24 protein-coding genes and 1 pseudogene are annotated in these 18,156 nt (G+C 49.0%); 23 read left to right on the forward strand and 2 right to left on the reverse strand.

Annotation, left to right across the window (positions count from 1 at the left end):
- The 22 genes and pseudogenes from AC1RMX_RS19335 to AC1RMX_RS19440 form a co-directional block, all read left to right on the forward strand.
- Positions 1-408: pseudogene (locus AC1RMX_RS19335) on the forward strand (DUF2345 domain-containing protein); the annotation flags it as partial.
- The gene (locus tag AC1RMX_RS19340; RefSeq protein WP_244142456.1) at positions 396-788 is read left to right on the forward strand and encodes a hypothetical protein; all 393 of its coding nucleotides are present in this window, start codon (positions 396-398) and stop codon (positions 786-788) included. The pseudogene AC1RMX_RS19335 and the gene AC1RMX_RS19340, both read left to right, overlap by 13 nt.
- 24 nt (positions 789-812) lie before the next feature.
- Positions 813-1,553 carry a DUF4123 domain-containing protein gene (locus tag AC1RMX_RS19345; RefSeq protein ID WP_493072749.1) on the forward strand — a complete coding sequence of 247 codons (741 nt, stop codon included), beginning with the start codon at positions 813-815 and terminating at the stop codon, positions 1,551-1,553.
- Positions 1,550-6,382 (forward strand): RHS repeat-associated core domain-containing protein, encoded by a 4,833-nt coding sequence (locus tag AC1RMX_RS19350; protein ID WP_255261980.1) that lies wholly within the window; start codon positions 1,550-1,552, stop codon positions 6,380-6,382. The genes AC1RMX_RS19345 and AC1RMX_RS19350 overlap by 4 nt, the downstream gene beginning before the upstream one ends.
- Positions 6,379-6,771 carry an Imm50 family immunity protein gene (locus AC1RMX_RS19355; protein WP_096823081.1) on the forward strand — a complete coding sequence of 131 codons (393 nt, stop codon included), beginning with the start codon at positions 6,379-6,381 and terminating at the stop codon, positions 6,769-6,771. Before AC1RMX_RS19350 ends, AC1RMX_RS19355 begins: the two co-directional genes overlap by 4 nt.
- A 134-nt stretch (positions 6,772-6,905) precedes the next feature.
- Positions 6,906-7,175, forward strand: coding sequence for a hypothetical protein (locus tag AC1RMX_RS19360; protein WP_141401813.1), 270 nt, complete (start codon positions 6,906-6,908; stop codon positions 7,173-7,175).
- Positions 7,172-7,522 carry a hypothetical protein gene (locus AC1RMX_RS19365; RefSeq protein ID WP_096823082.1) on the forward strand — a complete coding sequence of 117 codons (351 nt, stop codon included), beginning with the start codon at positions 7,172-7,174 and terminating at the stop codon, positions 7,520-7,522. Before AC1RMX_RS19360 ends, AC1RMX_RS19365 begins: the two co-directional genes overlap by 4 nt.
- A gap of 72 nt (positions 7,523-7,594) precedes the next feature.
- Positions 7,595-8,047 carry a hypothetical protein gene (locus AC1RMX_RS19370; protein WP_493072750.1) on the forward strand — a complete coding sequence of 151 codons (453 nt, stop codon included), beginning with the start codon at positions 7,595-7,597 and terminating at the stop codon, positions 8,045-8,047.
- 112 nt (positions 8,048-8,159) lie between these two features.
- Positions 8,160-8,498 carry a ribonuclease domain-containing protein gene (locus AC1RMX_RS19375; RefSeq protein WP_493072912.1) on the forward strand — a complete coding sequence of 113 codons (339 nt, stop codon included), beginning with the start codon at positions 8,160-8,162 and terminating at the stop codon, positions 8,496-8,498.
- A gap of 9 nt (positions 8,499-8,507) precedes the next feature.
- The gene (locus AC1RMX_RS19380) at positions 8,508-8,795 is read left to right on the forward strand and encodes a barstar family protein (RefSeq protein ID WP_493072751.1); all 288 of its coding nucleotides are present in this window, start codon (positions 8,508-8,510) and stop codon (positions 8,793-8,795) included.
- Between the two features lie 220 nt (positions 8,796-9,015).
- Positions 9,016-9,411, forward strand: coding sequence for a hypothetical protein (locus tag AC1RMX_RS19385; RefSeq protein WP_493072752.1), 396 nt, complete (start codon positions 9,016-9,018; stop codon positions 9,409-9,411).
- Between the two features lie 103 nt (positions 9,412-9,514).
- On the forward strand, positions 9,515-9,901 hold the full coding sequence (locus tag AC1RMX_RS19390) for a hypothetical protein (protein ID WP_493072753.1): 387 nt from the start codon (positions 9,515-9,517) through the stop codon (positions 9,899-9,901).
- Positions 9,885-10,442, forward strand: coding sequence for a hypothetical protein (locus AC1RMX_RS19395; RefSeq protein ID WP_493072754.1), 558 nt, complete (start codon positions 9,885-9,887; stop codon positions 10,440-10,442). Before AC1RMX_RS19390 ends, AC1RMX_RS19395 begins: the two co-directional genes overlap by 17 nt.
- Before the next feature lie 238 nt (positions 10,443-10,680).
- Entirely contained in the window at positions 10,681-11,106 is a 426-nt protein-coding gene (locus AC1RMX_RS19400) for an SMI1/KNR4 family protein (protein ID WP_493072755.1), read from the forward strand.
- Positions 11,107-11,351: 245 nt separating this feature from the next.
- On the forward strand, positions 11,352-11,741 hold the full coding sequence (locus AC1RMX_RS19405) for an immunity 22 family protein (RefSeq protein WP_493072756.1): 390 nt from the start codon (positions 11,352-11,354) through the stop codon (positions 11,739-11,741).
- Positions 11,742-11,823: 82 nt separating this feature from the next.
- Positions 11,824-12,465 carry a hypothetical protein gene (locus tag AC1RMX_RS19410; RefSeq protein ID WP_493072757.1) on the forward strand — a complete coding sequence of 214 codons (642 nt, stop codon included), beginning with the start codon at positions 11,824-11,826 and terminating at the stop codon, positions 12,463-12,465.
- A gap of 75 nt (positions 12,466-12,540) precedes the next feature.
- On the forward strand, positions 12,541-13,011 hold the full coding sequence (locus tag AC1RMX_RS19415) for a hypothetical protein (protein ID WP_493072758.1): 471 nt from the start codon (positions 12,541-12,543) through the stop codon (positions 13,009-13,011).
- 77 nt (positions 13,012-13,088) lie between these two features.
- Positions 13,089-13,391, forward strand: a complete 303-nt coding sequence (locus AC1RMX_RS19420) for a hypothetical protein (RefSeq protein WP_493072759.1) — start codon at positions 13,089-13,091, stop codon at positions 13,389-13,391.
- Between the two features lie 257 nt (positions 13,392-13,648).
- A complete protein-coding gene (locus AC1RMX_RS19425) occupies positions 13,649-13,993 on the forward strand; it encodes a hypothetical protein (protein ID WP_493072760.1) in 345 nt (114 codons plus the stop codon).
- Between the two features lie 72 nt (positions 13,994-14,065).
- Entirely contained in the window at positions 14,066-14,356 is a 291-nt protein-coding gene (locus tag AC1RMX_RS19430) for a hypothetical protein (RefSeq protein WP_493072761.1), read from the forward strand.
- A gap of 89 nt (positions 14,357-14,445) precedes the next feature.
- The gene (locus AC1RMX_RS19435) at positions 14,446-14,868 is read left to right on the forward strand and encodes a hypothetical protein (RefSeq protein ID WP_493072762.1); all 423 of its coding nucleotides are present in this window, start codon (positions 14,446-14,448) and stop codon (positions 14,866-14,868) included.
- Positions 14,865-15,296 (forward strand): hypothetical protein, encoded by a 432-nt coding sequence (locus AC1RMX_RS19440; RefSeq protein WP_493072763.1) that lies wholly within the window; start codon positions 14,865-14,867, stop codon positions 15,294-15,296. Before AC1RMX_RS19435 ends, AC1RMX_RS19440 begins: the two co-directional genes overlap by 4 nt.
- 49 nt (positions 15,297-15,345) lie before the next feature.
- On the opposite strand, the gene AC1RMX_RS19445 is transcribed toward AC1RMX_RS19440, so the two are convergent.
- Positions 15,346-16,167, reverse strand: coding sequence for a VanW family protein (locus tag AC1RMX_RS19445; RefSeq protein WP_493072914.1), 822 nt, complete (start codon positions 16,165-16,167; stop codon positions 15,346-15,348).
- A gap of 244 nt (positions 16,168-16,411) precedes the next feature.
- Between AC1RMX_RS19445 and AC1RMX_RS19450 the strand changes: the two genes are divergently transcribed.
- Positions 16,412-17,233 carry a glycosyltransferase family 2 protein gene (locus tag AC1RMX_RS19450; RefSeq protein ID WP_493072764.1) on the forward strand — a complete coding sequence of 274 codons (822 nt, stop codon included), beginning with the start codon at positions 16,412-16,414 and terminating at the stop codon, positions 17,231-17,233.
- Positions 17,234-17,561: 328 nt separating this feature from the next.
- Here AC1RMX_RS19450 and AC1RMX_RS19455 read toward each other — a convergent pair whose 3' ends face one another.
- On the reverse strand, positions 17,562-18,146 hold the full coding sequence (locus tag AC1RMX_RS19455) for a hypothetical protein (RefSeq protein WP_096821360.1): 585 nt from the start codon (positions 18,144-18,146) through the stop codon (positions 17,562-17,564).
- Positions 18,147-18,156: the final 10 nt, after the last annotated feature.

The raw sequence follows: 18,156 nt of genomic DNA on the forward strand, positions 1-18,156 counted from the left end.
GACCGCAAAGTCGAAGCACGGGCCAACGACCACCTGACCGTGGGCGTGAACCAGCACATCAAGATCGGCACCGGGCAGTTCATCGACGCTGGGCAGGAAATTCACCTGAGCAGCGGGATGAAGGTCGTGCTGGAGGCTGGGGCTGAACTGACGTTGGTCGGCGGTGGCAGCTTCATCAAGATCGATGGCGGCGGTGTGACCATGAGCGGGCCGGCGATCAACATCAATTCGGGTGGTGGACCGGGGAGCGGCACGGGTGCGGCGCCGTTGATGCCGGGCGTGCTGAAACAGGCAGATGCCGATAAGGCGGGTGCTGTGCTGACGCCGGCGCAGATCAACACGCTCAAGCGTAATGCGCCGTTTTGTGAAGAGTGTGAGAAGTGTAAGGCAGGGGCATGCGCGATCTGACTTGCGGGCGCCATACGCGAACAAATCTCATAGCGCTCAGAGGCCGAGTCAATCTGCGCGTTTTGTCATGCTGTTTATCTGGTGTCTTGCTGACTCAACCGCAGACCGCCTCCGCAGCCGAGCGTCGCAGCGCTGTACCCGACGACGTCTCCAGCTACGTAATCAAGAGAAACAACTGTGACTCGCTTCGCGGTGATATTCCCGAGTACGACCCGGCCGACCCTGACAACATCAATCGGTTCGTCAGCAATGCAAACACGTACTGCAAGGGAACAGATCAGCAGCTCAAGCAGTTGAAAGAAAAATACTCGGGAAGCGAAAGCGTTCTGCGCAAACTTTCGGGTTACGAAGAAAACATTGAAGCGGACATGAGTTTTTAGACTCACCCATCAAGGACGGTTGTTGTGGCATCTGAAAAAATCACTCCCCAGGCCTGGCTCTCCGCGCACCCGCTCAAGGCGAACGAACGCCTGTACCTGATCGTCAGCGCCGCCAGCGATGCCGAAGCGCTCAAAGCCTTGTATCAGAGCGAACCGTCCGTCCAGGCCATTCCCGCCTGGGGCGGAACGCCCTACTCCACCTGGCAACCGGTGATGCCTTACGTCGCCGAACTCAAGGCCAACTCGGCCTTCCTGCCCTGGATCACCGAAACCGACGCCCTCGACTGGGGCTGGCTGGCGGTTTCCCGCTCGGAACCCAACGAAGTCTTCGAACACCTGCGCAGCCTGACCCAAGTGAAGATGCCGGACGGGACCGAGGTGTTTTTCCGCTTCTGGGATGGGCGGCATATTTATCCGATTCTTGAAGGGCTGGGTGAGAGCGCTGGGGAGGTGCTGCCGGTGTTTGAGCGTTACCTGATCAATGGACAGAGCCTGGAAGTCGGGCCGAGGGTGGTGCCAAAGGCGAAGGATTGGCCGTGGTGGGAGGTGCCTGAAAAACTCTTGAATACACTTGCCGAAAAAGACCACACCACCGTCGTCGAAAACCTGATGCAGTGGCTATCAGAGGACTGTCCAGAGCTTTACTTCGAATTCCCTGAAGCCAACCTGCGTAGAAAGGTCGAGCGCTTCGTACGCCAAAACCCAAATACAGAAGAAATGGCAGAGCGCCTCGCCGCCCATCTGACAAAGGAAGTCAACGCATGATTAGCAGCCCACTGGGAACCTTGGTCCTTCGGGTACTGGACGCAAAAGCACCTGACGTGAACCTGATCCTCAAGGACTTCAATAATTGCCTGAGTGACTACAAGAATTGGGCGGACGGTTTCTGGACAGGCTGGGCCATGGACGTCGACCAGAAATTCAAGGTCGGCAATGAGGTCAGTGTTACGCAGCGTAGAACCAGGACAGGGGCCGTCGAGACCTTTGCCGTGTGTCCAAAAGATGGCAAGCTTACGCTAATCCATGCATTCGAGACTGCACGCTACGTGCCAATCGGCAATACCCCGGTGCGTATCGAACAGGTCGAAAAAGCAATGATTGGCTACTCCGTGGTGGGAGCCCCAATCAATAAAAAAATCGGTCCAAGCGGGATCGAAACCATCGATAATTGCATCCCGGGAAAACAATATCGCATCACCTTCTTTCCAGACGTTTCGGAAAACGATCTCAAAGCCCTTTATGGCTCTTACAAAGGTGTGATCAGCGACATCGACGGCTGGTTGAAAAGCGAGTGGGCGAGCAAGTTCCAACCGCAATGGAACACCTACTCCGCGGCAGATCGTTTGGGTCGCACGGGAATTCTGCTGCGAGAAGCACTCGATAGTTTCGAGCAAGCATTGCTTAATTTGTGGGATGACTTGAAGGACCTTGTAGGCCTTCTGGCCGATCCGATAGGAAATGCCAAAAAGCTTCGCGACTACTTATCAGACCTTGAACTCGATAAGCTCTACGCGACCTCCCAAGACGCAATTGCCTCCGCCTTGTTGATACTCAACGACGAACCGCTGATGTTCATCTACATCTCGGCAATTGTGGCCTGGGTCGGCATGCTGCCGCCGCAGGTGATCGTCAACGTGATCGCAAGCATCGGTGTAGAGTTCCTGATCAACGTAGTCATTGGTATCTGTCTCACCGGCGGAGCCGGTCTTGCTGTGCGGTTGGGCACCAAGGCCCTAAGTAAAATGAAGCCTGGGGGAGCCCTCAAATACCTTGAGGGTCTGGCTGAGCAACTGATGGTGGCCAGCACCAAGCATAGTCTTCCGGCTCATACACAGCTATCCAAACCTGTGATGCTAAAGGCTAAAGATGCTCCGCTGAACGCGAGCAAGAAGGCCCCCCTCACTATCAGCCCCCTTGATGCTGGCGGTGGCCCTGTGCCTCTGCCCAAGACTGTCGACACCCCCATACTGAAGGAGCCGAACGCCTCGGTGTTTGCCCGGAAGAAAACAGAACCTCAAAGCCTGCTGGTCAAAGAAGAGCCGATCAAGGATGTGCCCAAGCAGTCCGAGAATCCGGCAGGGCAAGCAACACAATGCACGAAGAACACCCGCTGTGAGGGCGACCCCATCTCGATGGTCACTGGCGAGGAGCTGCTGACCCTCACTGACGGTGAACTCGACGGCCTACTGCCCCTGGAATGGACGCGGCTGTATCGCACCAGTGCGGTGGAAATCGACAACCGCCTGGGTTTCGGCTGGAGCCATTCGCTGTCCCATCGGTTGCAAATCAACGATGAAGGGGTGCTGTGGACTGACAGCGAAAACCGCCAGACCCAGTTTCCACTGCCAAACGAACAACGTCCGGTCATTACCAACAGCTTGGCCGAAGCGGCGATTTTCCTAGGCGATTCGCCAGGTGAACTGATCCTGACCCAGACCGGGCAAGGTGCGCGCTTCTATCATTTCCGAACCGGGCGCCTGACCACAATCAGCGACGCCTACGATAACCAACTGCACATCAGCTATGACCTGGTCGATCGTATCCAGCGCATCGACAATGGCGCCGGGCGCAGCCTTTTCCTGCGCTATGACGACCGCCATATCGCAGCAGTGGACTATCAGCAGCGCCGCCCCGAGTACGACGAACGAGGTGAGCGTCAGGAGCCGTGGTTGACGGTACAGACCCTGGTCAGCTACCAGTACAACGAACGCAACCAGCTCATCAGTGCCACCAACGCCGCCGGGGAAGTCGAACACTATCGCTATGACGAGCGGCATGTCATTCAGCAACGTCAACTGGCCGGTGGTGCAAGTTTTTTCTGGGAGTGGGAGCGAGAAGGCAAGGCAGCCCGCTGTATCCGCCAGTGGTCCAACCTTTCGCAAATCGATTCCCGGTATGTGTGGGACGACCAAGGCACAGTCACTGTCATCAACGTCGATGGCAGCGAGCAGGTTTACGTACACGACGAAAATGCTCGACTGGTCAGCCAGACCGCCCCTGACGGCGCAGAAACGCAAAAAGCCTACGATGAAAAAGGCCGGCTGATTGCCGAGAAAGACCCGCTCGGCGCCGTTACCGAATATCAGTACAACGAAGCCGGGCGCTTGGTCGCAATCATCCCTCCCGATGACGAACCGACCACCTACCAGCACCACAACGGTTTCGTACGAGTGGTCCGTCGGGGTAAAGCCAGCTGGAAATACCAGCGCAACCTCCAGGGCGACATCACGCAACAGACCGACCCCGACGGCAACGAAACCCACTACCGCTACGACCGCCAGGGCCGCCTGCTGGAAATTAGCCACGCCGACGGCAGCCGCCACCAACTGGGCTGGAACGGCCTCGGCCAACTTCTGGAAGAGCGCCTGCCCGACGGCGGCCAACGCAAATACCGCTACGATGCCCTGGGCCGGCAGATCACCCGTCAGGACGAAAGTGGCGACATCACCCACTACCAGTGGGACGCCGCCAACCGCCTGGCACAGGTCACCCTGCCCGGCGGCGCGACCCGCGCCTTCAGCTACAACGCCTATGGCAAAGTCACCGCCGAACGCGATGAACTGGGGCGCGTCACTCGCTACGAATACGCCGACAACCTCCACCTGGTCAGCCGCCGCATCAACCCCGACGGCAGCCAGTTACGTTATCGCTACGACAACGCGCGCCTGCTGCTCACCGATATCGAAAACGAGCGCGGCGAGCAGTACCACTTGGACTACTACCCCAACGGCCTGATCCAGCAGGAAACCGGCTTCGACGGGCGCAGCACTGCCTACGCCTACGACCTCAACGGCAATCTGCTGAAGAAAACCGAGTTTGGCGACGACGGCTGCGAACTGGTCACGGAGTACCTGCGCGATGCTGCTGGCCGGCTGCTGGTGAAAGTCCTGGCCGATGGCGAAGAGACCCACTACCGCTACGACGCCTTGGGTCGCTTGGTGAATGTCGACGACGGCCACTGGCCGCTGACCTACGAATACGACCTGCAAGACCGACTGATCACCGAACACCAAGGCTGGGGCACCCTGCGCTACGAGTACGATAAGCTCGGCCAGCTCAGCCACTGCCGCCTGCCCGACGGCAGCAAGCTCGACTATCGCCATGCCCCTGGTGGCCAGCTCAGCAGCGTCGATCTCAACGGCTCGCGCCTGACCAGCCACCAGTTCAATGCCGGTCGCGAACAACAACGCCAGCAGGGCCTGCTGCTCAGCCAGTACCAATACGACGACCAGGGTCGCCTGCAGGCACACAGCGTCAGCCAGCAACAACACGACCAACAGCACAATCTCTACCGCCGTACCTATGCCTACGAGGCCAACGGCAACCTGGCCGGTATCGACGATAGTAGAAAGGGCAACCTGCGCTATTACTACGACCCGCTGGATCGCCTGATCAACGTCCGGGGTACGACACCAGAGAGCTTCGCCCACGACCCCGCCGGCAACCTGCTGGGCCAGGGTGACCAGCCCGCCGCCAACCTGGCCAACGTCAAAGGTAACCGCCTCCTGATGCAGGGCGACCGCCATTACGACTACGATGCCTTCGGCAACCTCAGCCGCGAACGCCGCGGCGCCGGTCAGAAGCTGGTCACTGAATATCAGTACGACTGCCAACACCGGCTGATCGGCGTCAGCCTGCCGGGTGGTAGCACCGCGACCTACAAGTACGACGCTTTTGGGCGCCGCATCAGCAAAACCGTCGATGGGCGTACTACCGAGTTCCTGTGGGAAGGCGAACGACTGATCGTCGAGAGCGGTGAAAATCGCTATCGCACTTACCTCTACGAACCCGGCACCTTCCGCCCCCTGGCCATGCTTGATGGCGAAGGCCCAGCCCAGGCCGCGCCGTTCTATTACCAACTCGACCACCTCGGCACCCCACAGGAACTGACCGCCTACAGTGGCGAGATCATGTGGTCGGCGAAGTATCGGGCGTATGGCAATCTAGCTGCGTTGGACGTTTCCGAAATCGACAACCCACTGCGTTTTCAGGGCCAGTACTTCGATGCGGAAACCGGGCTGCACTACAACCGCCATCGCTACTACAATCCGAACTCTGGACGGTTTTTGACCCCTGACCCGATCAAGCTTGCGGGGGGGTTGAATAACTACCAGTACGTGCCTAACCCTACTGGTTGGGTGGATCCGTTGGGGTTGAATACACAGTGCCTCGAAAGTAAAGACACCCCAATTCAGGGCAAATCAGATGAACCTGAAGCACCAACACTCTCTAGAAATGGAGCGTTTAAACAGGCAAAATCTGATGCCGGCATACCGCGTTCACAACAACCTGACCTTGTATATGATCCTCGGCGAGGCAAAGAGCATCAGTATAAATATGTGGCCATGACGGATAAAACTGGTGAAGCGATATTAGGAAAAGATGGAAAACCTATTATTACGCGAGAATATCAATACACTAGAGCAGACGGATCAAAAGTAGTTATTCAAGACCATAGCGCAGGGCATACCTACAACGATGTTAACGGAGTAGGAGATCAGGCGGCGCACCTAAATCTTCGACCCTTCGAGAATACCAGGAACGGAAAAGTCCCCGGCGCCCAAGAACACTACCCCTTCAAGGAAAAAAAATGAAAACCTGGAATGATCTTGATGGCAATACCTTATTTAATAGAGTATTCACCAAACCTATTAAAATAAGCACGATAAGGCTATTCCAAATAACAATCGACAATAACAGGCCCAACATAACCTTCGAGTTCGACATCCCAGAAACCCCCGATTCCGCACCTGAAAAGTGGATAAAGGCGGGATTCAATACTTGCCGCATTGGCTTAAGCTGCACCGACACCAAAGAACTAATCTTAAAAAACATCCCTACCCAAGAAGATCTCAATATAAAAATAGAGAAATTTGACGAGTATTTTTTAATCCACGCAGAAAACAAACACTCTCTATTAGAGTTCAAAACAAAATACCCATTGCTTTGCGGGCCATCTGTTTACATGAGCGCCATAGAGTAAACAACTTGAGCCACCAAGGGTGATTTCCGAGGAGTTCGATACACAACCAAATGACGACTAAAGGGGACACGACTAAAGGGGACAGATTTATTTTTCGCTAAAGAAAATAAGAAAATAAATCTGTCCCCTTTTCAGTGGAAACCTATCAAAGCGGGAAGATAGTCAAGCCTAACTCAACTCTCTATACAAGTCACAAAGCTCAATTAGCAGCAATTACACGCGCAATGCGAATTTTTAAGAACACGGGAAATAAAGCATTAGCCGAACGCCCTATGAGCATGGGCGGAATAATTGGCGAAGGTTATAAAAAAGGTGGAACAAAATACAAACAGCAAACAAAAGCCGTTACAATCCTTGACACAAACGGCCTACAAAAAATCTCTTACCCGAAGTACGAACAATGAAACCACAACCAACCTTGGATATTTTGCCGTCTCTACTTTTCGCCTTTGACGTGGATAGCGATCAAAATATTGAAGCAGAAGAACAGATAGCAAGTACAGACATAAACAACGAATTAGAGCTTACTAAGCTTTTCGACGCTTTTATAATGCCAGACTTCACAAGCCGAATAGCAAGCGAACAGCAATGGTATATAGACTCACTTACATTCTATCTAGAAAATAACGAAAGCTTCAATCGAATCTTTTCAGACATGACAACATACTTCCCTGCCCTCCCATCCAACAAACGCAACCTTATGAAAACATTACTAAACTGCCTTAAAAAGTACCAAACCATAAATAAATAAAGCAACCAAAGGGGACAGATTTATTTTTCGTTTGAAACGACCAACCAAAGACAAACGAATAGGCAAGTAAAAATGTTCACTACCGACAAACATAAAATCCAAGAACATTGGCTTGAAGAAGCATACCCTCGACAAAATTCAATTACGTTAAACAATGGCTTCTACTGCCTCTTTGATTGTTCAGAAAAAGAAGAAAAACTAACAAAAAAAATATGGATCCCGGCAAATGATTTCTTACTAGACCACACCGACATATGCGAAGGCCTCTCGACTACTTATACAGCAGAAGACTCTAACAACAATTTTTTTACTTGCGGCGAATGCTTAGCATCCGGAGATGACGGTTTCATTGCACTTTCCAAAAAAGACACCGACGAACTAGTTTGGCTGATCGTATTGAGCGGAACCAACCCATTTGAAAAAATCACTTTTCATAACAGCAACATCCATGTTCAATCTTCAAGCGGCACAGTGGCCATAGTACCCATTGATCGTCCAGACAATCTATCCATAGCATGGGCTTAACTCTAAAAACATAATAAAAAGGACAATCAAACTCAAAGGAAAGAATGCTCTTGAACAGTCAAGGGGTCAAAGGGGACCGATTTATTTTTCGTTAAAGAAAATAAGAAAATAAATCCGTCCCCTTTTCAAGACTGAAAGCCTACGAACGACGGGACAGCTTCCAGGCAACTATGTCACAAAGACTCAAGCAGCGCAGAGTGGTTGGAAACCGGGAAAAGCACTAAATAATAGCGTTCCTGGTGGTCAGCTAGGTGGTGATGTTTTCCATAATGATACAAACGTACTCCCTTCAGCCCCTGGTCGAACTTGGTATGAAGCTGATGTAGGCCTTAACAATACAATGTCTCGTAGCAACCAACCAGGAACAAGACTACTTTATTCAGACGATGGACTTCTTTATATAACTAGCGACCACTACGACACCGTTAGCTCTATTGGAACCTGGAAGTGAGTTTTAAAAATGATAATTGTACTTGATGGCTTAACCATTTCATCAGAGCAAGAGTTTCATAAAAAAATAGCCATTGCTTTTGCGGTGACAGATTTTTATGGAAACAACCTCAACGCCTTATGGGACCTACTCAGCACCGACGTGGAACGCCCAGTAGATTTAATATGGAAAAATTCTGAACACTCTCAAAATAACATGGGAGACTCGTACAACAAAATAATTAATATTTTTGAACGCACAAAGCAACAGGATGTGAATTTCGGATGGGAAGAAAAATTTAACTATTATCTAGAGTAACCACTAGAAAGCTAAAAGGCACTATCAAAACTACAAAATAAAGGGGATAGATTTATTTTTTACTGAAGAGAATAAATCTGTCCCCTTTCAGCTCTTCCTTTCAGCTCATGGCGAATCACGAGCCGAGCGACCCACATGGTGATCATCCACATTTGCAGCTTCACCCTGTGAAAGGGGAAGTTATAAGAATCTACTGGCCAAACCAATTTGAAGGACAAAAATGAGCACCCTGAAGACAATCCCTAGAAAAGTTTGGTGGGGCTTGGAGGCAAAATCATATACAGAGATTGCGCAGGAACTACCTTCGCAGAATGACTCACTTAGAAAGTGGATCGCAATCTACGCCGTTTATCATTTAAACTTTGAAAATAGATACCCTGGAGAGCGTTATTACAAGTTTTTAGAGGATGCAAAAAACTCTAAATACGTCATTATGGAATTCACTCTCCCAATCCACCTTCTCGAAACAAGAGACAGTATTGGCGCCAGCGACACAACAATCACAAAGTGCAAAAGCATGGAAACAGAGGAAGAAATAAACTCTTTTCTTTATGAAAACAACATAAACCCCGAGCTATTTACGCCCCCATGGACTTGCGAGTACCCGCTAGATTGAACTCAATAAAAATGGACAAATCTGTCACCTTTTCAAACCAAAGAAGGGGACAGATTTATCATTCGCGGAAGAAAATACCCCCTTCTCACGTTCGAGGGAAAAAATGGCAGCGCAAAAACATATCCCACGAAGTGTATGGTATGGGCTTGACGGGACAGGCTACGACAACATTGCGCAAGAGCTAAAATCCGATGAACCATCATTAAGAAAATGGATTTCAGTGTATGCCATTTACAAGTACTCCTTCACCAACGACCCAAACCAATATTACGATTTCATCCACCAATCAAAAAGCTCCCGATACGCGACTATAATATTTACAATCCCTACCGAAACACTTGAAACAAGCGACGATATAGATGACCGCGATATTACTATCGAAAAAACAGAAACCATGAACTCAGAGGATGCGATCAACGCTCTACTTGAAAACCTCGATATCAATCCAGAGATTTTCACTACACCATGGCGCTGTGAATATCCGCTATAACCCCCCCCCTTTCACAACCACCAAGCCAACTAAAACACTCAACATGAACTGCCATAAAATCACCCTCCCGAATAACTGGATTGCAGAATTTAACAATACAGGTGAGTTCCATATGGGAGCAGAGGGTTGGGGTCTTCTGCTAACAGGCCCTAATCAAAATCGCATCAATTACTTCAACGACCAAGTTGTACTTGTAAACGATGACGAGGGCGTACACGCAAGATCGTGTATTCGCTTATCCGACAATGGTGTCTACGGTTACCTCACCACTGCCGTGGACAGTAACTGGGTCATCGACTTTTCACGAGGAATGATTGCTCCGCACCGGATCAGTATCCAGCAGCGCCACGATGGTTATGATGAGACTGTATCAGTTCACGAGCAGCCCGCATTCAAACGGACCAGGCAGTATTTGAGCGTTAGCGGGAAACACATCTACCTGACCTTCCCCTTCACCCGCGACAAAGACTTTCCGACAGTCTGGGAAGAATATTTGTCGATTCGACGACGGCAGATCGACGAACTCTACTTTCGCAACTGAGTTTACCAAACAGGCCTATAACCAAAGGGGACATATAACCAAAGGCGACAGATTCATTCTTCGTTGAAGAAAATCAATCTGTCTCCTTTTTACTAAAGTCGCAAAACTCACCTTACAAGAGACGAGAAGCTGTACATCCATACGGGCACAGCCAACATCCAAATGCGCCTGTAGATAGGGAACTATTCAAGAAAGAAGTCCCTCAACATTGGAAAGACCGAGCAGCAGAGGCCGCACAATGATCCCAAATGAGCTGATTCAACTAATTGAAAAACAACCCGGCGAGACCTACCGAAAAGACAAAAGCCCTGTTATCGACGCATTAAACACGCTCGGCATAGATTTAAATAGTGAACTTTCAGAGTTTTTCTTAAATTACACAATAACATTTTTCAGAAGTAGCTCTTCAGATGAAAAGCTGTGTGAAATCGCAGACCCCAGCAACGAAATAGAAATCGGCACCAGTTTTATTCATGAGGTATGGGAGCTTCCAGAAAACCTCATTTGCCTTACAAGTATTCAAGGTGAAGGATGCTACATATATGACAAACACAGTGGTGAAGTTTTAGATTTTAGCCTTGCTAACCGAGATGATTTTTTATCAGGTAATTCGCTAATGAAGTGGAGCGGATTTTTCGAGTTTTTGACCTGGTACCTGTCTTAAAAATGAATGGTTGAGTTCAAACTTTTAAAACCCTAATCATTATCAGACAGCATCACTGCACCTCTGCCATTTGCTGCCCTCCGCCAGGTCAGCTATCGGCCAACACCGGAAGGTTTCGCAGTGAGACAAAAAGCGCAAAAATTGCAGAAAGGTGCTGCAAAAAGGTGTAAAAAGGGTACAGTTTTATTTTTCGTTGAGGTAAATAAATCTGTCCACTTTTCAGATATAAAAAACCAAGAGATAAAATGGAAGTAACAAAAACAGTCTCAATCTGGACTGCAAAAACTGACTGGGAGCCATCAACGCTCCAGGAAATAATGGTGCCGACATACTCTGAAGATGGAAACTCGCTTGGATGCGAGTTCACAAATACATTTTCACTTGGTTTTATAGATAATGATCTTATTGAAGCTGACACAGTCGATAGCACCAATTCTCTCAAGAGTGCAATTGAAGGCTTTTCTTACGACTCCGATATATCCTCAGACATAAAATCAAAAAATATTCAGCCTACCAATCAAACAATAGATACTCTTATTGCAATATACGACTTCACTTTTCAAGGCAATCCACCAGCCCGCGTAATCCGAGGCAAAGAAATCACTTTCAGAGGCACATTTACATACAAAGAGTAGAGAACCAAAGGGATTAAAGACCATCGAAGGCGAGCAAATCGAACCCAAATCACTTGATCGGTTCACTATCGAGAAAGCAAAAATGATTTTTTCAATTGATATCACAGAGTGTTTTGGCGCGATCGACTCCGACAATGCAGGCGGGATTATAAGCTATATCAGCATCCCCCCCATCGAAAACCCTCGGGAAAAATTTCGTCTTAAGCTATCAAACTTCTTACTTAACTTGATCGACGAGCCCGTCATTGCCTCAATCAACAGGCAGAATTCAACCTTTTTGGAGAACATGACCGAAGACGGCTTCCTTATAATAAGACAGGCCAGTATTTCCTTTGAGTCAATAAAAGGCTACGAAAAACTATTGCGACTATTAAACCAAGATAACGGATATTTAACCCACGAACGCTACGGCCAAAATTTAAATACCGGAGACAAAATTTACGACATCAGCGGAAGACTTTTTTCGACTCCGGAGCTCTTGATTAACTTCGCATTCATTTCACCCAGCACTATAACACTTGAATTTAACTCGTCAGAGTACACATACATAGAGAGCCACCTTGAGCTTCAAAAGGCCTTAGAAAAATTAAATCCAAGAGAGAAACCTACTCAACCACCTCTCACAGGTCTATTCGACCCCACATATAGCAACACTCACACCACTAGCAACTTCGACGTTGGCTATCGCACCTACAATGAACAACCTTCCCTTTCCCGCTACTAATTGAAGCCAATGTGAAATTGAAAACAACATCATTGAATTGATAAAATCACCGTCACCAAAAACCAGGCCCACACAATGACGAGCAACTTCGAAATCGCACTGAACAAAAATGAGTTCCCAGATTACTTCAGGGGCAAAGGAGAGTATTTCACGAGAGATCCAGACTGGGGAACTCAGTTGCATATCAGAAACTGGCAGGACTCGAGTGTATTTCTAAAACCGTTGAACAACTCGACAGAAATACTGAAAAATGCATTCAGCTTGTATCTAATCACTGTAGAGCTCACGATAACCGATGCGCATGACCTTCTTGAAAACATTGGCTGCTATTACTACTTGAGAACCGAACAACCCTATCTTTCAAAAAACGGGTTCGATCTTATCCGAGATGCCAACAACGACGAAAAGCGAAGAATCTCGAAAACAATGTCATTTCTCAAAGAAACAGTTGCAACCAACAACATTCCTGAAAATCTCGAGCTCTTCAATCGTCGAGTAAACATGCTCATCAAAAATGGCGGACCAGACAATATAACCAACCTATAACATAGATCTAATATAGAAACATCGATTACAAAAAACCAATATTACATACTTTCCTTTCTCAAGGTGTTAGATAAATCATGAAAAAAGACCTAGCCCGACTCGGAGCCAAAATAACTTTCGATGATATATCGCACCTTGATCAAGCGATCAAGCTCTCTCTCCTAATAAACAATTTGAAGGAGGATATGTTTCAAGCGATCTTCCCATGCGGCCAAATACTCGATATCGGATGGTATCCAGAATTCAGCACTCGCGGTTCCTTTGTAATCTCTCTAATCCACAATCAAGACTGGCAAAATCCGATTCATTGTGAAAAAGCCAAAAATTGGGTAGAACTGAAAATCGCGTTAGAGAACGTATTAAAAAACCTGGAAAGCTAGAATCGAAAAACGCTTCCGACACATGAAGCAAACCAGATGACTAAAGCAACATCACCACTATCCCCCCTCAATCATCCCCTCCAACACCTAACCCAAAGGGGACAGATTTATTTTTACAGAAACTCCAGTAAGCTATAACAACGGCGAGCTTACCAACCAGGTAAGTATTAAACTAACAAAATCAGGACAACCTGTAATACACAGCTTCCCGGCTCCTCCAGATCAAGTTAAAAAACACATGAGAAAAACCAAACAATATGAGAACAAAACTTAAATACGAACTCCAACCCCTCCGAGTACCAAGTGGATGGACAATCACAATCAACAATCTTTACGAGGTTGATCTCACCCCAGAAACTGCAGAGTGGTTTAGTAGTTCAGTTTTACTAGGTGGTGCACGACAAACTACGGGACACTGCTTTGACTCCAGAGTTGAACCAGAAGGAGATCCAACGGGGGAGTTTGTAATTGAATTCCTAACGATCAAGTACGACAACAAAGGGAACCCTTTAAAAAATTCTGAGACATTCCTAGGGGAATTCAAAACAAAAAACAAGATGGAATTTATTAAAAAAATCGAAGATTTTATGCTTGAAGCATAACAAACCAATAGAACGTACTCAAAGGATAGAAATTTATTTTTTGCTGAAGAGAATAAACCTGAGGAGAGATCAATGTTAGAAAAAAATCAAACAATAGAAATCAATGGAGAGGATGCCCTTGAGGTTCTAGCGGAAATTGAATTTATCTTGATTTCGCTGCACAAGATAGGAAGCTACTATTGCGACAAGCCTGTCAACGATTACCAAAAAGCAACTACCGACTTTATTGACAACGAGAACGTGACTCAAAGACTTGCGAAGGTAAGAAAGATCATCACTACAAAATCTGACTCAACCCTCGGAGAGGATGACATGGACGATATTGAGCGTCATATGGAAGGAATCCAATTTTGGAAGCCTTAGAAAACCAAAGTGGACAGATTTATTTTCCGTTGAAAAAAACAAATCCATCCGCTTTTCACTTTTCTCCGTAAAGCAGTAGGATCATCTAGATGAATTATTTGGAAAAAGAAATCAAATCAGCACTCGACACAAATCTTCTAAAAAACCGGCAACTAAAAAACGAGGAATTAGAAGAAATAATTTCAAATATCAAAACCTGCTTCTTTGGCTCCAGCACAAAAAACCTTGACCCATTCAATCTAAAATCCGCGACAAAACAACACGACCCAGATTATTGGAAAAAAGTCGATTTTCTATACCCTTATGAGAAGCTAACATTAATCGTCCTAGATAACCAAGTACATGCCTGGACGCTTCAGTCATCATCCGATTTGAGAATCTTACTTTCAGAGACGACTGGCTTTCCATTCTGGATAACTAATGCAGCACTTAGCTTCTTAACTTATGTAGACGACCACGACTGCGTACATACAGCAACGCCTTTGCCCCCTCCAGCGATTAAACAATCATGATCTTCAAATCAGAATACAAAACCATTGACCCAACCTCTGTCACCTACCGCAGCCTTGGCTTCGGTGAGTCTCTCTCCAACAATGCCAAAAAATATACTTTATCAATAAAAACCCAAGAACTCCCCGAGCACTTTCATGAGATAGCAAACGCATTCATTTCTGAATGCATACAAGACGACAAAAAACAAGGCTACGCCGACATCCCCGCATTACGAGATTGCGATTACCCGCCACTTTCAATTCTGATAAAAAGCCACCCGGACGTAGCAACTACTCTCATCAAGGACTACTTATTCTTTGAGCTGTTCTATTTGCTACTCCCATCAAAGGGAAAACTCGAACTGGTAATAAACTCGATTTCCGGGGTTTATTATTTGGACGATACGTTTCACTTATGCGGCGAAACGTATCCCTACCGAAACCTGTAATTGCGTTATTTCCGTCACGCGCTGGAAACCCTAAGGCAAGAAACACAACCTACTGCTGCCTTTCAATGACTTGCTCCGCCACCTCATACTTAACCACCACCCGATTCCCATACAACTTCTCCCTTTCCACCAAAGCCCCCACCTGCCCCTTCTCCCGCACCTCCCGCCAAATCTCATTCTCCCGAAACACCCGCTCCCCCTCCCGCACAAACCGATGCCCCAACTCAAACACGTGATACCGATACGCCCGTTCCCGATCACACAACAACTCCCCTTCCAGTTGCGTCTCCCCCACCTTCAGCTTTAGCTGAAAGCTCCGATCCGTCGGGTTGTGCAGCACCAGGTCGATGTAGTTGTAGAAGATCGCCGCGCCAGAGCCGAACGGCAGGACGCGGCCGTCGTCCGGGAAGGGGTCGAAGCTGTGGTTGGCGCGTTCGATGACGACCAGGGGTGAGTGAATGGCCATCCAGTGGATGAGGTTGCTGAGTTGGCAGATGCCGCCGCCGATGCCGGTGCGGGCCTGGCCGAAGGACAGTTCCATGCCTTCGACGTAGCCGCGTTGGCGGGTCGGGCGGCCGACGAGGTGGCAGAAGGAGAAATATTCGCCAGGGGCGATGGTGACGCCGTCGATGGCGGCGACGGCGAGTTTGAGGTTGATGACTTTGTTGTGTTGCAGCGCAAGGTCGGAGTCGCCGAGTTTGCGAATCAGTTTGGAGGTGTGTTTGAGGTAGCGATAAGGCAGGCGCTCGGACGTCGCGGCAGGCCGTGCGTAGCGTTTGCTCGAACAGTGCCAGGCGATGTGGCGGAACAGTCTTTTTTGCCACACGCGCAGCCAGTAGAGGGCCGGGTGGTAGAGGGAAAGTGGTTTCATCCGTGGCAAACGGCGCGGGCCGTTGTCTTCCTTGATCTGAAAATGGCGGCGCATCTTACCGTGGAAAGTCGCCGTGTGCGCGGCCTGCGCTTGCGTCGCACGCCGTAACAAGTCGACTGAACCCGACCGCTCCAAAATTAAGCTTGAACTAAGGTTGCGTCCCTACCATCCGGGCCACAAAGCAGCGGGTTGCGAGCATCGATTGCCGCATGCAAAACCCTTCAACTTGATGTGAGCCCTGACCATGAGAGCGTTTGATTTCCCCTCGGCACAACAGCCCGCGTTCAGTCTTGTATTGGTCAATTACAAAACCCCGGAAATAACCCGGATGTGCCTGGAGTTTCTCCAGCAATACGTCAAGGATCATCAGATTCCGGTGTGGGTGGTGGACAACGATTCTGCGGACGAAAGTCTGGCTTACTTGCGTTCCCTTGACTGGATCAACTTGATCGAGCGCCCTTCGCCGGGGAAGGAACCCGGACATATTGCTCATGGCAAGGCACTTGATCTGGCACTTGCGAAAGTTGAAACCGATTACCTGTTTCTGCTGCACACCGACACTTTCGTGTTCGACAGCACTGTCTTTTCAATGATGATCAACGAGTGTATGCAATCTTTGGATACAGCAGCGGTCGGTTGTGTCGAACAGCTTGATCGGGGTGTTCTAAGAGACACCTGGCGCTTGTCTTCGCGTTATTTCAAACACTATTTCCGGCGGGCAAAACTTCAGTTGGGCCTGCGTTCCCGGGAGCCAAAACCCTACCGGGAAACCCACCTGAAAAGCTTCTGCACCTTGTGGAATGCACGGTTGATCAAGGCGCACGGGCTACATTTTTCGATGGACGACCGGGTCCCGGGATACACGCTGCAGGATCGATTAAGCAGCCTCGGCTACGGCATCAAATGTCTTTCGCCGCGTACGATCTTCCGCTACCTGGATCACATCCAGGCAGGCACCGTGGCCGCCGCCGGTGGCTACGCCAAGAACCACCGCCGCACCACCATGTACCAGCAAACACTCAAGCGTATTCAGATGCAGCAAGGTATGCGACCTGCCAAATCCTGAGGACAATAAAAAAGGGCGACTTCACAGTCGCCCTTTTTTTATCTGAATTCTTTAGCCATCTCTCCGGAGGAGGTGTTCGCCCAGTGTAATGGCCTGGCAATCCATGCACCGGTAAAGAGCCCTGACACTGGGCGAACGGGAGGGATTTTAATGGAAGTTGGCGGATATGTCGTGCTAATTGAAAATGAATTTTATGTACTAAAACGTTAACGAATATTGATCATCGATATTTCCCGACAAACTTTCAGAATTCTCCCACTCAAACATTTCATATGACTGTTCTCATACAACTATTTGTACAAGAACAGTCAATCTGTAGAGTTAATACTCAGCTTTCATGTGCACTGGTCACTTTTAATACATCGGTGTAAGTGACCACAACGCTCTGTCCGACTTTCAGATCTTTGAGCTTGGCTTGGATTTCAGGCTTTTCGACGTTGAGGGTTTTCGATTGGCCCGAAGGGTTTTCCAGAGTGACCTGCTTTTTCTTCAAATCAATTCTGGTGATTTTCAGTTGCACCTGAATCTGACGGAACGCCTCGCCACCGGGGTTGCTGCTGCCCACGGCGTTGCGCAGCTCACCGGTACGCTCGGTGGAGCCAGGCAGACCTTTATCCACGTCGGTGTCCAGGAAAGCGGCGATCGAATGTGTAACCTGGATGTCGACCTTGTCGCCAACCTTCAGGTTGCCGAGGTTTTTCGCCTTGTCGCTGAGCTGAATGTGCACCTGGCGACCTTCCGCGCCTTCAAGGACAACCTGATGATTGGCCGGGTCGACCGCCAATACTTTGGTGGTGACCTGGTCGGCCTCGACCGCTGCGGACAGTGGAATGTCGGCGGCCAATGCCGTGAGGCTGGTGGCGGACAGGACAGTGGCAAGTGCGATGGCGTGCGTCAGTGCTTGGAGCTTCATAAGCGGTACT

Source organism: Pseudomonas sp. GW822-FHT03F04 (assembly GCF_058801405.1).

Excerpts from the sequence above, each read along its gene's own strand:
- AC1RMX_RS19340 (WP_244142456.1), top strand. The coding sequence starts at position 396 with ATGCGCGATCTGACTTGCGGGCGCCATACGCGAACAAATCTCATAGCG.
- AC1RMX_RS19350 (WP_255261980.1), top strand. The coding sequence starts at position 1,550 with ATGATTAGCAGCCCACTGGGAACCTTGGTCCTTCGGGTACTGGACGCA.
- AC1RMX_RS19355 (WP_096823081.1), top strand. The coding sequence starts at position 6,379 with ATGAAAACCTGGAATGATCTTGATGGCAATACCTTATTTAATAGAGTA.
- AC1RMX_RS19365 (WP_096823082.1), top strand. The coding sequence starts at position 7,172 with ATGAAACCACAACCAACCTTGGATATTTTGCCGTCTCTACTTTTCGCC.
- AC1RMX_RS19370 (WP_493072750.1), top strand. The coding sequence starts at position 7,595 with ATGTTCACTACCGACAAACATAAAATCCAAGAACATTGGCTTGAAGAA.
- AC1RMX_RS19380 (WP_493072751.1), top strand. The coding sequence starts at position 8,508 with ATGATAATTGTACTTGATGGCTTAACCATTTCATCAGAGCAAGAGTTT.
- AC1RMX_RS19385 (WP_493072752.1), top strand. The coding sequence starts at position 9,016 with ATGAGCACCCTGAAGACAATCCCTAGAAAAGTTTGGTGGGGCTTGGAG.
- AC1RMX_RS19390 (WP_493072753.1), top strand. The coding sequence starts at position 9,515 with ATGGCAGCGCAAAAACATATCCCACGAAGTGTATGGTATGGGCTTGAC.
- AC1RMX_RS19400 (WP_493072755.1), top strand. The coding sequence starts at position 10,681 with ATGATCCCAAATGAGCTGATTCAACTAATTGAAAAACAACCCGGCGAG.
- AC1RMX_RS19405 (WP_493072756.1), top strand. The coding sequence starts at position 11,352 with ATGGAAGTAACAAAAACAGTCTCAATCTGGACTGCAAAAACTGACTGG.
- AC1RMX_RS19410 (WP_493072757.1), top strand. The coding sequence starts at position 11,824 with ATGATTTTTTCAATTGATATCACAGAGTGTTTTGGCGCGATCGACTCC.
- AC1RMX_RS19415 (WP_493072758.1), top strand. The coding sequence starts at position 12,541 with ATGACGAGCAACTTCGAAATCGCACTGAACAAAAATGAGTTCCCAGAT.
- AC1RMX_RS19420 (WP_493072759.1), top strand. The coding sequence starts at position 13,089 with ATGAAAAAAGACCTAGCCCGACTCGGAGCCAAAATAACTTTCGATGAT.
- AC1RMX_RS19425 (WP_493072760.1), top strand. The coding sequence starts at position 13,649 with ATGAGAACAAAACTTAAATACGAACTCCAACCCCTCCGAGTACCAAGT.
- AC1RMX_RS19430 (WP_493072761.1), top strand. The coding sequence starts at position 14,066 with ATGTTAGAAAAAAATCAAACAATAGAAATCAATGGAGAGGATGCCCTT.
- AC1RMX_RS19435 (WP_493072762.1), top strand. The coding sequence starts at position 14,446 with ATGAATTATTTGGAAAAAGAAATCAAATCAGCACTCGACACAAATCTT.
- AC1RMX_RS19440 (WP_493072763.1), top strand. The coding sequence starts at position 14,865 with ATGATCTTCAAATCAGAATACAAAACCATTGACCCAACCTCTGTCACC.
- AC1RMX_RS19445 (WP_493072914.1), bottom strand. The coding sequence starts at position 16,167 with ATGAAACCACTTTCCCTCTACCACCCGGCCCTCTACTGGCTGCGCGTG.
- AC1RMX_RS19450 (WP_493072764.1), top strand. The coding sequence starts at position 16,412 with ATGAGAGCGTTTGATTTCCCCTCGGCACAACAGCCCGCGTTCAGTCTT.
- AC1RMX_RS19455 (WP_096821360.1), bottom strand. The coding sequence starts at position 18,146 with ATGAAGCTCCAAGCACTGACGCACGCCATCGCACTTGCCACTGTCCTG.